The organism is Thalassococcus profundi, assembly GCF_003344785.1.
GTDB lineage: Bacteria > Pseudomonadota > Alphaproteobacteria > Rhodobacterales > Rhodobacteraceae > Puniceibacterium > Puniceibacterium profundi.
Window position 1 is genome coordinate 1 of the sequence record NZ_QPMK01000019.1, and the last position, 12,116, is coordinate 12,116.

Sequence of the window (12,116 nt, forward strand, 5' to 3'; positions counted from 1 at the left end):
ACGCTCAACATCATAGACGAGTTCACGAAGGAGGCGCTGGCGATCCGTGTCAAACGCAAGCTCAATTCTGTCGATGTAGTCGATGCTTTGACCGACCTGTTCTTCCTGCGCGGTCCACCAGACTACATAAGGTCCGACAATGGCGCGGAATTTATCGCCAAGAAGGTGCGGTCATGGATCAGCGCAGTCGGTGCCGAGACAGCCTTCATTGCACCAGGATCACCTTGGGAGAACGGTTACTGCGAGAGTTTTAACGCAAGATTCAGGGACGAATTGCTGAACGGCGAGGTCTTCTACTCGCTGCGGGAGGCTCAGATTCTGATCGAAAGATGGCGCCGCCACTACAATACCGTCAGGCCGCACAGCTCTCTGGGATACCGTCCACCAGCGCCGGAAAGCATTGTCCCGATAGACCAGAGGCCGACCATGCACTAACATTTTTAACGGACCACTCGATGGGGGCAGACCACCGCCAGAGCCTTGGGCTCAGCGGCGTCGATCATCGCAACAATTTCACCCTCCAGTTCAAGCACCGGTGTGTTTCCGTCAGCCAGAAGACGCACTGTAACGCGATGTATCAACCCGCGAAGAATATCCAATGCTCGACTCCGGATTGTCGGATCCTGCAGGTTGATAGCGAGGTCGGTAACTTTCGCCCGGTATAGCTCGGATAGCCTAGGATGAAGGCGAACAGTTGAGGGCTGTGGCGCTGAGAGCTCCGCATCCATTTGGCTTCTTTTCCGTTCGAGCTCTTCAAGCTGCGCAAGTATTCCAGCAGTACGAAACCCGTCGGCGATTGCGTCGTATAGGCCTTTCAGGCGACGATCCATTCCGGCGTGTTCCTTCTCTCGCGCCTTGCGCACATCTAGCTCTGCATTGCGATCGCTATTGACGGCTTCGGTATATGCGGCCACAAATTCAGCGACGGCGTCGGGCCGCATAAGACGTTCGCGAAGCAGGTTTAGAACCGCGTCTTCCAAGACACCACGCTTGTAGGATCGGCGTTGTTCACAGTACGAAGCTTGCGCGCATTCGAACATGCCAGATAGTCGCGACCCACTGCAGTCACGGTTCCACCGCAACTTCCGCACACCAATTTCCCAGTTAGCAGATGGAGCCCGTGACGGGTGTTTCGAAATCGGCCCTCTTTGATACCTTTGACCCTTGGTGTCGCGTCTAGCGCCTCCTGGCGCTCTTTAACTCGTTTCCAAAAAGCGCCTTCAACAATCCGCAGTTCTGGGACGTCTTTGATGATCCAGTCGGTCTCCGGGTTCATGCGCGAGACGCGGTTGCCGGTCGCTGGGTCTTTCACGTACCGCATGCGATTCCAGATCAATTTTCCTATGTAGAGTTCGTTGTTCAAAATGCCTGTGCCGCGACTGCGATGCTCGCGGATCTCGGTATCGCACGGCGCGGCTGATGCGCGAGAAACGGTTGATCGCGCGGCAGAAGCGGCGCTTCCAGCGCACGACGGACAGCGAACACGCCTGGCCCGTCGCGCCCAATCTCGTGGCGCAGGACTTCACGGCACATGGCCCTGACCGGAAATGGGCGGCCGACATCTCCTACATCTGGACGGCAGAGGGCTGGCTCTACTTCTCCGTCGTGCTCGACCCCTTCTCCAGGCGCGTCGTCGGCTGGGCGACGAGTGACCGACTGAAGTGCGACCTCGCCGTCGAAGCGCTCCGCCGGGCTATGAGGTCTCGCAACCCTGCGCCGGGGCTGGTCCACCATTCCGATGGCGGGTCGCAAGGCGGTCTCAACCGGTCGTCGCAACACTCTGAAACAGGAGGTTGCAATGACGACGAAGAAACGGCGCTCGGATCGGGCGGGACGGAAGAAGTTATCATCACCCGGAAGACCGCCGGTTGCGACCGCCCAATACTGCTCTGTCGACTACCAGGCGCTGCTCCGAAAACGCGGCATCGTGATTTCGATGAGCGGGCGCGGGAACTGCTACGACAACTCGATGGTGGAAACGTTCTTCGAGACCATCAAGTCCGAGTTGATCTGGCCGATCGCCTGGCAATCCCGCCAGCAGGCTAAAAACGCCATCGCCAGATACATCGACGGGTTCTATAACCCCGTCAGGCGACACTCATCGCTCGGCTTCCAGAGCCCCATCGCCTTTGAGCGAAAGGCCCGCGAAGTGAGCTAAACGCTCTCCATAAAAGCCGGGCAAGTCCAAACGCTCTCCGCCAAAGCTGGGCAAGTCCACACCTCCTGGTTACTCAATTGATGCTCTCCACATCATTCGGACCAGTCCAACATCACTTTACGCTCTGGAACTCCACTTGAGGTCAACCTGTTGACTTGATGACGTACGATCCAGGGCGGATCACATCCGGCCTTGGCCTTAAGATTTGCTGAATAGGAATTTGGAGATGGCAGAGAAAATCGAGCGAAACGAAAGCGGCGCAAGGAAAATCCCGTCTGATCTCGCCGGACCCAGCCGTCCCGGCGGCTATCACGGCGTAAGGCAACCCATACAGCCCGACGATACGCGTGCAAAGCACACGCCCGCCAAATCCGGCCCAGTGCTCGAGAAGATCGTCGATCGCGCGCTGCGCCATGAGGGCAGCCTGCGGGATCACAATGTTTCGGTCTCCGCATTCGACGGCGTCGTGGTTTTGCAAGGCAAGGTGCCTCTGGAGTTTCAACGCACTCTCGCAACGGCGCTGGCGGCGGAAGTGCCCGGCGTGTTGACAGTCCATAACCGGCTCACTGTCAGCGAGTATTGAGGCGCTGGTGAGATCCGCGGCGTTTCAAGCGTATGGCGCACACTTGCGCTCGGGCCTGTGGAGGAAACGCACGGACGATCCAGAACGACTTACATGCTCACACCGCCGACCCAGGCCACCCTAGGTCGTTGGTGTCGGCGCATTAGTGACGAAGGGACAAGCTTATGTCGGTGACAGAACGAGACGCCGAGCTGGTGTATGCTTTCACGCACCGTGAGGTGCCGCCCGATCCGCCGGAGTGGTGGCGCGGCGCGATCTTCTACGAAGTATACACGCACTCCTTCAACGACACGATGGGCAACGGTCTGGGTGACATCAGGGGTGTGACGGAGAAACTTCCCTACATTCGCGACCTGGGCGTGGACGGACTTTGGCTGACGCCGTTCTACCCGTCGCCGCAAGAGGATAACGGCTACGACGTCAGCGATTTTACCGACGTCCACCCGTGGTTCGGACGGGTCGAGGACGTTCAGAAGCTGATCGACAGCGCGCATGAGAGCGGGTTGATGATCATGTTCGACTTCATCGCCGGGCACACGTCGGACCAGCATCCCTGGTTCCAGGAAAGCGCAAGGTCGCGCGACAATGACAAGGCTGACTGGTATGTCTGGGCAGATGCTGCGGCCGATGGCGGGCCACCGAACAACTGGATCAGTTCCTTCGGCGGCCTGGCCTGGCGCTGGGTGCCGCAACGGTCCCAGTATTGCTATCGCCCTTTTCTGGACAGTCAACCGGCATTGAACCTCGCCAACCAGCAGGTCATGGCCGCCATGCTCGACAACATGCGGTTCTGGCTGGACATGGGATTGGACGGATTCCGCCTGGATGCGATCCAGTGCATCAGTCACGACAGCGATCTTCGCTCCAACCCGCCCGCGCGGCCACGGGAAAACCCGTCCGTGGGCGGCGGGCCAAACAATCCGTTCAAACAGCAGGTGCATCTCTTCGACCGCGACGTGCCCGAAGCGATGCAGCTCCTGCAGCACTTCCGCCGGGTTGCGGAGGAGTACGATCCGCCCCGCGTCCTCATCGGGGAACTGGCCGACGTCGACAGTTCGCGGCTGGCACCGAAATACACCGCGGGTCCTGACCGTCTGCACGCGGTCTATGACTTCGACCTGATCAACCGTGCGGAGTCGTTGAACGAATGGAGCGCGATGCTGGAAATGCGCTCCGCCTACCTTGTTCCCGGCGCCAGCCTGAACGTGCTGACGAATCATGACTCGCCACGCGCTGTCTCCAATCTCATGCCCAAGGCCTGCGAGGCCGGAGAGGCCCGGGCCGCGGCCAAGCTGTTGCTCTTCCTGCAGTGCACGTTAATGGGCGGCGCGATCCTGTTTCAGGGCGAGGAACTGGGGCTGGAGCAGCCTCATGTCCCTTACGAAGACATTCAGGACCCCTGGGCCAAGGCGCTTTGGCCGGATTTTCTGGGTCGCGACGGCGTGCGCTGCCCGCTGCCCTGGCAACGGGATGCGAAGAATTGCGGCTTTTCCGACTCCGACAGGCCTTGGTTGAAAGTACCCGAGACGTATCGCGAATCCGCCGTGGACGTGCAGGAGAGCGACCCTGACTCCGTGCTTCATTTCACCCGCAGACTGTTGCGGTGGCGCCGGTCGGTCCCGATGCTGCGCACCGCGCCCGAGCAGATCATCCTGGACACGCCGCCGAAAACCATCGCCTTCGAGCGGCTGAAGGCGGACAATCGGCTTGTCTTCGCGGCCAATTTCGACATGAAGCCGGCCGGCATGACCCTGCCGAACCCATCCCTTCAGGCCGAGTTTTCGCAAGGCGAGGTTGCGGTCGACGGCAGGGACCTCACCCTTGGTCCGCTGGCTGTCGCAGCGCTGGGATAATCCATCTTTCGATCCAGACACGGAAAGGAGCCGTCATGACAGCCCCTTTGCAGCATCCGAAATCCGCCAGAGGCCACGACGAACGCTGGTGGCACCGCGCGACGGGCTACCAGGTCTACCCGCGCAGCTTTTCCGACAGCGACGGCGACGGCATGGGCGACATTCCCGGGATCATCTCGAAGCTCGGGCACCTGTCGGACCTTGGCGTGGGCTTCATCTGGCTGTCGCCGGTTTATGCCTCGCCGATGGTCGACAATGGCTACGACATCTCCGATTACCGGGACATCGCGCCGGAATTCGGAACCCTGGACGACATGGACCGACTGATCGCCGAGGCCCGCAAACGCGACATCGCGATCGTCATGGACCTTGTTGTCAATCATTCCTCGTCGCTGCACCCCTGGTTCAAGGCGGCCGCGGCGACGCGCGACTGCCCCGAACACGCCTATTACATCTGGCGCGATCCCGCTCCGGACGGCGGTCCGCCCGACGATGCGCAGGCGGCCTTCGGCGGCTCTGCCTGGAGCTTCGTGCCGGAGGTCGGGCAGTACTACTTTCATTTCTTCAGTGGCGCCCAGCCGGACCTCAACTGGCAAAACCCGGCCTTGCGGGCCGAGATCTACGACATGATGCGCTGGTGGCTGGACCGGGGTGTCGGCGGCTTCCGCATGGACGTGATCAGCCTGATCGGCAAGGACGTCGATACGCGTATATACGAGGAAGGCCCCTACCTGCACGGGTTCCTGCAAGAGATGCATCGGGAGGTTCTGGCCGGCCGAGACCTGGTGACCATCGGCGAAAGCTGGTCCGTATCCACCGAGACCGGGCTGCGTTATTGCGGCCGGGACCGCGAAGAGCTGGATATGGTGTTTGAATTCAGCCACATCCGCGAAGGATGGCACCCCGAACTGGGCAAGTTCGCGCCCAAGCCTTTCGACCTCGTGGCCTTCAAGCGTGCCCTCTTTGCGTGGCAGGAGCTGACGCGCGACGACGGCTGGCACGCGCTGTTCCTGTCGAACCACGATCTGCCGCGGCAGGTGTCCTTCTACGCCGACGACGGCGCGCACCGTCGGCCCGCGGCGAAAACGCTGGCGACGGTTCTGCACATGCTTCGGGGCACGCCCTTCGTCTACCAGGGCGAAGAGATTGGCATGACCAACGCCCGGTTCGACCGGATCGACCAGTATCGCGACCTCGAGACGCTCAACCATTTCAACGCGCAGATCGCTGAAGGGGTGGAGCCGTCGGAGTTTCTCGCCGGGGCCAACCGCAACAGCCGCGACAACGCGCGCACGCCGATGCAATGGTCGGCGGCGCCAAATGGCGGCTTCACCACGGGCACGCCGTGGATCGAGACCAACCCGAACTATCCCGACATCAATGTCGAGCAGGACCTGCCCGATCCGGACAGTATCTTTGCGCATTACAAACGGTTGATCGCACTGCGCCGCGACCGCGATGTGATCGCCTTCGGGCAGACCGAGCCGCTCTGGGAAGACGATCCCGACATCCTTGCCTTTGAACGTCGTCTGGGAGCGGAAAGGCTTCTCGTGGTGGCCAATTTCACGAACCGGGACCAGACCCGCGCACTTCCGTCCCACCTTGCGAACCGGGCGGCGAAAGGCCTTGCCTGGTCGCACGCACCTCGCGATGACATCCCCGACAGACTGGAATTGCAGCCCTTCGAAAGCCTGGTCTGGATATTTGACGCGGAACCCGGACAGTAGGAACCGACCGGAGATCCGGGTCGTTTGCATTCAATGGCTCTTGTGGCTTTCCTGATCGCCGGTGTCTTTGCCGCGGTACATGTCGGAATCGGAGTGTTGCGCTTTCTCGACGTGACACCGCGCAGCCGCTGGCTGTCGGCGTCTGGGGGCGTGGCGGTGGCTTACGTGTTCCTCCATATCCTGCCGGAACTGGCGCTGCACCGGACCGTTTTCGCCGAAGCGCTGGACACCGATGCGGAACGCGCCGAGGCGCTGGTCTACAGTCTCGCCCTGGCCGGGCTGGTGGTCTTCTACGGGCTGGAACGGACCGTCAAGACGTCGCGGCGCGGCGGCGCTGTGCCCGGAGCCGGGACATTCTGGCTGCACATCGGATCCTTCACCGTCTACAACGTCATCGTCGGCTACCTGCTCTTGCACCGGGAAAGCGACGGCGCATGGTCACTGGCGATCTATGCCTGCGCGATGATCCTGCATTTCATCACGACCGACCACGGGCTGCGGGCCGATCACAAGGCGCGCTACGACACGCATGCGCGCTGGATTCTTGCCGCGGCGGTCATGGCGGGCTGGGCGCTCGGGATGTGGGTGACCTTGCCCGAGTTCTGGATCGGGGGCCTGTTCGCCTTTCTCGCCGGGGGTATCGTTCTGAACGTGCTGAAAGAGGAATTGCCGGAAGAGCGCGAGAGCCGGCTCTGGCCCTTCGTGTTTTCCGCCGTTGGATACGCTGCCGTGTTGCTCGCAATCTGACGCCGCATTGTCGGGGAAGACCGGAACAACCGCTGCTCGGGGTCGTTCGGTTATTGATCTTGCCATGATCGGGCCGGATTGGATGCCGTGCCCAAGGACGACCCCAAGCCGTCTGCGTTGGAGCATGCGTGCCGATGACGGTTATCGCGTCAGATGATCGGGAAGGGTGCCCCTCTTCGCGGTCCGATGCCAAAACCGGCAAGTCCGGTCGTCATCGGCGCCAAGGTCTTGCGGTCGATCGCAATGAGGTTTCTCGCCGATTCAGCGGAAAGGTGGCTCCAATGTGGGAGTGGATGAAGGATAACGTGACGACGCTGCAGGTGCTTGTCAGCCTGCTCTCCACGGGTGTCTGGATCGCCTACCTGCACGTCTTCGTCGCCAGTTTCAAACGGCAGACACGTTCCAGCCTGCTGATCACCCGTGTCGGCGGCCGCGATCTGAACGGGCGCTGCATCGTGTCGAACATGGGGTCGGAACCGGCCTACCTCTTGGACGTGCTTGCGGAATTCCAGGCGGATCAGGAGGTCATGACGGTCAGCATCGTGGATCGCCTCGAGTTGTGGGACACCTCGTCCGACGTGAGCAGCGGCGTGTCTGCCGTAGGTCCGATCACCAGTGGCAGCTACGTGGACATCGGGCGTTTCGAGGATTTCTTCAACCGAGCGCGCAAGAAGATGGGTAAACCCAACGTCACTGAAGAAACCCAGTGCCTGAAGCTTATCGCCATTGCCGCGACAAGCCAGGCGCGCGACCTGATCGCTGCTTACCGCAACTTCGAGTTCAAGACGGTCGATAAAAACGGCACCGTTCACGTGATGCCGGTGGAGGTTGAGGCGCGGCAGGTGAAGTCGCGCCGGAAAAGGAAACAACTGACCGCTCTGCTCCAGGATCTGCAAAATAACGAAACGCTTAGCCGCGACGTGATCCCGGAAGTCGGGGAGCGGTCCGGCTGGCGCGAAGGCCTGCGCGCCGCCTGGCATGGTGTACGGGGTCGCGACCGATAGCCCCGCGTCGCCGCGCGGGTTCTCACGCGAGGCAAGCGAACCGAAACGCGTTGGTTCGGGCCGCTGGCGAGCGTATCAGTTTGCACAGGAACATTCGGTCGAACCACCCGTTGACCTGCCAATAGGCAAAAGGGGAAAACCATGGACCTGGGATTGAGTGGCCGGCGCATCCTGATCACCGGCGCGACCGGTGGCATCGGCTTTGAAACCGCCAAAATTCTCGCCGACGCCGGGGTGCGGCTGACGATCACCGATCTGAATGCGGATGCCGTGGCTTCGGCGGCGGACAAGGTCGGCGCGACCGGCTTGGCCAGCGACCTTTCTTCGAAAGACGGGGTCGACGCATTGTTAGCCGAGGCCGGAACGGACTTCGACGGTCTCGTGCATCTGGCGGGCGTCACCGGTGCCAAGGGCGATCCGATGACCATGACCGAAGACGACTGGCAGGAAGCTCTCGATATCGACTTTATGTCATCCGTGCGTCTGGTCAGGCACCTCGGGCCAAGAATGGTCGAACGCGGCTGGGGACGGATGGTCTTTGTCACATCGGAAAACGTGGCGCAGCCTTACGCGGATGAAACCGTCTACAACGCCGCGAAATCCGCTCTTCTGAGCTTTGCCAAGAGCGTCGCGATGGCACACAGCGGCAAGGGGTTGCTCGTCAACTGCGTGGCTCCGGCCTTTATCGAGACGCCGATGACGGATGGCATGATGGAAAAGCGCGCCAAGGCCGAAGGCACATCCGTCGATGAAACAATCCAGGATTTCCTGAAAGAAGAACGCCCGTTTCTGAAGCTCGGTCGCCGTGGCAAACCCGAAGAGGTGGCTCCGGTCATCGCCTTTCTGGCAAGCGAATTGTCATCCTTCGTCACGGGTGCAAACTGGCGGGTCGATGGCGGATCGGTCGGGTCCATCAACGTATGAACCGCGCAGACATCGCGGCTCGGGTCGAGGCCCATCCGGTCAAAGGCACGCCCGATGAGATGCGCGCCGCGTTCCGGGCGCTCGCACCCGATGGTCCATGGGGCAGACGGGACTGCATCGGCGGTGTGCCGGTCGTGATACACGGCACGGAATCCGGGAACGATGGGACGATCCTTTTCCTGCACGGTGGCGGATATGTCTTCGGCGATGCGACGACACACGCCGCCGCAGCTGCCTGTCTTGCCGAACTGACCGGTGACTGCGTGATCCTGCCGGAGTATCGGCTGGCCCCGGAACATCCCTGGCCCGCGCCACTGAACGACGCCTGTGCGGTGCTCAACGCCCGGGACGGGCCGATCTCGGTCGTGGGCGACAGTGCGGGGGGCCATCTTGCTCTGTCCTTGACGCTGGCGCGACCGGGCAGGGTCGATGCCCTTGCGCTGATCTCGCCCAACACCGACCGGACCGGACTAAGCCGGACGCGGGACTCCAACTCGGCCCATGACCTGATGAACAGCGATGCGGATGACGCGGCGCTTGGTGCATTGGCCTTCGGCGATCGGCACGCCGACGATCCGGCGGTGTCGCCGCTGCTGTCGGACCTGTCCGGACTGCCGCCGCTTTATCTTACGGCAACAACGACCGAGGTGCTGCTTGACGACACCTTGCTTTTTGCACGCGCCGCGGCGCGTGCGGGAGTGCGGGTAACGCTGAAGGTAGAGCCCGACCTGTTCCACATGTGGACGCTCTGGCCCGCCTGGCCACCCGCACGGCGCAGTTGGGCCGGGGTGGCGCAGGCGCTGTCGCGCTGACGCCGCCCCCGCCGATCACCAGAACCAGACGATCATCGCGCACATGCAGACGATCAGCAGGCCGGAGAGCAAGGTCCGGTCCAGCCAGATCGGACGCTCCAGCGTGGTAAAGATCTCCTTGGCCTCGCCCCTGCTCCAGACCAGTTTGTCGACGCCTTCCTTGACCTCGGTGCGGGTCATCGCGCTCAGACCGACGTGCAGGCCGATGGCGATGAACATCAGGATGGACGACATCACCGTGTAGTGGATTTCGGGCAGGCCCATCGCGGACCACCAGCCCATGACTTCCTTGGCGATGAAGATCGGAACGCCAACCACCAGGCCGAAAAGAATGGTCCAGAAGGCGCCCGTGCCGTTGAGCCATGGGATGAAGATCCCCAGTACGTAGACCACCACGATGGGCGGAATGATGTAGCTGAGCGACGACTGGAAGTACGAGAAGAGCGATTCGAACCCCGCGATCATCGGCGCATAGATCGCGCCGATCACCATGCATGTGCCTGTCACGATCTTGCCGATCTTCACGTAGGTGTCGTCGTCCAGATCGGGCTTCAGCGGCTTGACGAAATCAAGCGTGACCAGCGTGCCGGCCGAGTTCAGCGCCGAGTCGAGCGACGACATGATCGCCGCGATCAGCGCTGCCATGATCAGACCGCGGACACCGATCGGCATCAGCTCGAAGGCGAGGGTGGGGAAGGCGAGGTCCGGCGTCTCGAGGTCGGGGTAGAGCTTGAGCGCGATAAGACCCGGCAGGATCATCAGAAAGAGGTTCGGGATCTTGAGAAACCCGGCAAAGATCGCGCCGATCTGCCCTTCCTTCAGGTCCTTTGCGCCCAGGGTACGTTGCACGACGAACTGGTTGATCGTCCAGTAGTAGAAGCCCAGCAGCACCACGCCCCAAAGCCCTGTCCAGGGCAGGAAGTCGTTGTCGGCGGGCAGGATCAGGTGCGTCTTGCTGTCCTCGACATCGACGAAAAGCTCTTGCCAGCCGCCGATCTCTTCGAGCCCGATCCAGAACAGGGCCGCCGCGCCGACGATCAGAAGGATCGCCTGCACCGTGTCGGTGACCACGACGGCCGACAGACCGCCGAGGATCGTGTAGATGCCCGCGACAAGGGCCAGCACGGCGACGGCGGTCCAGAGGTTAAGGTATTCCGTAACGTTCGAGATCACCAGCCCGCCCGCGTAGAGCGCGCCGGCCGTGTCGATGAACATGATCGCAAGGATCGTGAACGCCGAGAATGCCCGGCGCGAACGTACGTCGTACCGGGTCTCGAGATATTCCGGCACCGTCGACACCTTGGCGCGCAGGTACGATGGCAGGATGAAGATGGCGAAGATCACCAGAATGAAGGCGGCGGTCCATTCGTAGTTGAAGATTACCACGCCGTTCGCATAGGCGCCGCCCATCAGGCCGACGAAGCTCGATCCGCTCATGTTGGACGCGAAGAGCGAGAAACCGATCAGGTACCAGGGGATCGAGCGACCGGCGAGAAAGTAACTGTCGCTGTCACCGTCCCTGTTTTTTCGCGACACATACAGGCCGTGCGCGATGACGCCGATGAAGTAGACAACGACAATCAGGTAGTCGATCCAACTGAGCGAAAAGTTTGCACTGTCCATCGAAGACCTCCCTTGCGACTGAAATGGCTTGGGTCATAAACAGGGTATTTCACGAAAATGTTCCAAAAAGTGTTTAATATTAATACCTTATAGTGATCCAGACTCAGCTGTCGCGTGCCGCCGAAGGATCAACTATCCTTCGACGGCTGCCGTCATATTCGCTGCGACGCGGCGTCTCTCAGGCGTTGGCGCCGATGAACCAGGCGTCCTTGTCGATGGCCCGGCTGACCTCGGTGAAGAGGTCTGCGGTATCCTCGTCCCCGGCCTCTTCGGCCAGGTCCATCGCTTTGCGGATGTTGCTGCCGACCTGCATGAACCGATCCTTCAAGGCGTCGATATGCACCTCGATCCGGCTTTCCTCGACCGGGTAGGCGTCAACTGTCGTCTTGCTTGCCACGACCTCCGCCGTGCCGGCCGCATAGCCGCCGAGGATGACCGCGCGTTCCGCCATCAGGTCGGCGCCGTCGCGCAGCCGGTCGGCCACGTCGTCCAGCATCTCGTGCACGCCGATAAAGCCGCGGCCCTTCAGGTTCCAATGCGCCTGCTTGACCGCGAGCGTCAGGGCGACGGTGTCGACAAGGTTGCTGTTGAGCAGGTCCACCATCTGGCTGCGTGTGTCCTGGTTCAGTCCGGACGTGAAATTCTCGGGCATGGGTCTCTTGTCCTTTTCTGTTCGTGTTTCGTG

Annotated in this window: 12 protein-coding genes and 2 pseudogenes; 10 read left to right on the forward strand and 4 right to left on the reverse strand. The window is 61.4% G+C overall.

Annotation, left to right across the window (positions count from 1 at the left end):
* Positions 1-435 (forward strand): integrase core domain-containing protein (locus DU478_RS18820; protein ID WP_147276386.1); only part of this gene is annotated, 435 nt, incomplete at its 5' end.
* Between the two features lie 5 nt (positions 436-440).
* Here the strand turns inward: DU478_RS18820 and DU478_RS22745 are convergent.
* Together DU478_RS22745 and DU478_RS23750 are read right to left on the reverse strand one after the other, a co-directional pair.
* Positions 441-980 carry a hypothetical protein gene (locus DU478_RS22745; RefSeq protein ID WP_147276387.1) on the reverse strand — a complete coding sequence of 180 codons (540 nt, stop codon included), beginning with the start codon at positions 978-980 and terminating at the stop codon, positions 441-443.
* Positions 962-1,321 carry a zinc ribbon domain-containing protein gene (locus DU478_RS23750; RefSeq protein WP_407703175.1) on the reverse strand — a complete coding sequence of 120 codons (360 nt, stop codon included), beginning with the start codon at positions 1,319-1,321 and terminating at the stop codon, positions 962-964. Before DU478_RS23750 ends, DU478_RS22745 begins: the two co-directional genes overlap by 19 nt.
* A 77-nt stretch (positions 1,322-1,398) precedes the next feature.
* Between DU478_RS23750 and DU478_RS23755 the strand changes: the two are divergent.
* The 9 genes and pseudogenes from DU478_RS23755 to DU478_RS18870 form a co-directional block, all read left to right on the forward strand.
* Positions 1,399-1,749, forward strand: a pseudogene (locus DU478_RS23755) (DDE-type integrase/transposase/recombinase); the annotation flags it as partial.
* 130 nt (positions 1,750-1,879) lie between these two features.
* A pseudogene (locus DU478_RS23760) lies at positions 1,880-2,158 on the forward strand (transposase); the annotation flags it as partial.
* A gap of 226 nt (positions 2,159-2,384) precedes the next feature.
* Positions 2,385-2,741 (forward strand): BON domain-containing protein, encoded by a 357-nt coding sequence (locus DU478_RS18840; RefSeq protein ID WP_114512511.1) that lies wholly within the window; start codon positions 2,385-2,387, stop codon positions 2,739-2,741.
* Between the two features lie 164 nt (positions 2,742-2,905).
* On the forward strand, positions 2,906-4,594 hold the full coding sequence (locus tag DU478_RS18845) for an alpha-amylase family glycosyl hydrolase (protein WP_114512512.1): 1,689 nt from the start codon (positions 2,906-2,908) through the stop codon (positions 4,592-4,594).
* Between the two features lie 35 nt (positions 4,595-4,629).
* Complete coding sequence (locus tag DU478_RS18850) at positions 4,630-6,321, forward strand: glycoside hydrolase family 13 protein (protein WP_114512513.1); 1,692 nt, start codon at positions 4,630-4,632, stop codon at positions 6,319-6,321.
* A 33-nt stretch (positions 6,322-6,354) separates the two neighbouring features.
* Positions 6,355-7,068: a hypothetical protein gene (locus DU478_RS23415; RefSeq protein WP_114512514.1), complete on the forward strand. Its 714-nt coding sequence runs from the start codon at positions 6,355-6,357 to the stop codon at positions 7,066-7,068.
* 293 nt (positions 7,069-7,361) lie between these two features.
* Positions 7,362-8,072 (forward strand): hypothetical protein, encoded by a 711-nt coding sequence (locus tag DU478_RS18860; RefSeq protein ID WP_147276388.1) that lies wholly within the window; start codon positions 7,362-7,364, stop codon positions 8,070-8,072.
* Between the two features lie 141 nt (positions 8,073-8,213).
* Complete coding sequence (locus tag DU478_RS18865) at positions 8,214-8,996, forward strand: SDR family NAD(P)-dependent oxidoreductase (protein WP_114512516.1); 783 nt, start codon at positions 8,214-8,216, stop codon at positions 8,994-8,996.
* On the forward strand, positions 8,993-9,808 hold the full coding sequence (locus DU478_RS18870; RefSeq protein ID WP_114512517.1) for an alpha/beta hydrolase: 816 nt from the start codon (positions 8,993-8,995) through the stop codon (positions 9,806-9,808). Before DU478_RS18865 ends, DU478_RS18870 begins: the two co-directional genes overlap by 4 nt.
* Before the next feature lie 15 nt (positions 9,809-9,823).
* Here the strand turns inward: DU478_RS18870 and DU478_RS18875 are convergent, their stop codons facing one another.
* Together DU478_RS18875 and dps are read right to left on the reverse strand one after the other, a co-directional pair.
* Positions 9,824-11,431 (reverse strand): sodium:solute symporter, encoded by a 1,608-nt coding sequence (locus tag DU478_RS18875; protein WP_114512518.1) that lies wholly within the window; start codon positions 11,429-11,431, stop codon positions 9,824-9,826.
* A gap of 178 nt (positions 11,432-11,609) precedes the next feature.
* Positions 11,610-12,083: a DNA starvation/stationary phase protection protein Dps gene (dps, locus tag DU478_RS18880; RefSeq protein WP_114512519.1), complete on the reverse strand. Its 474-nt coding sequence runs from the start codon at positions 12,081-12,083 to the stop codon at positions 11,610-11,612.
* Between the last annotated feature and the right edge of the window lie 33 nt (positions 12,084-12,116).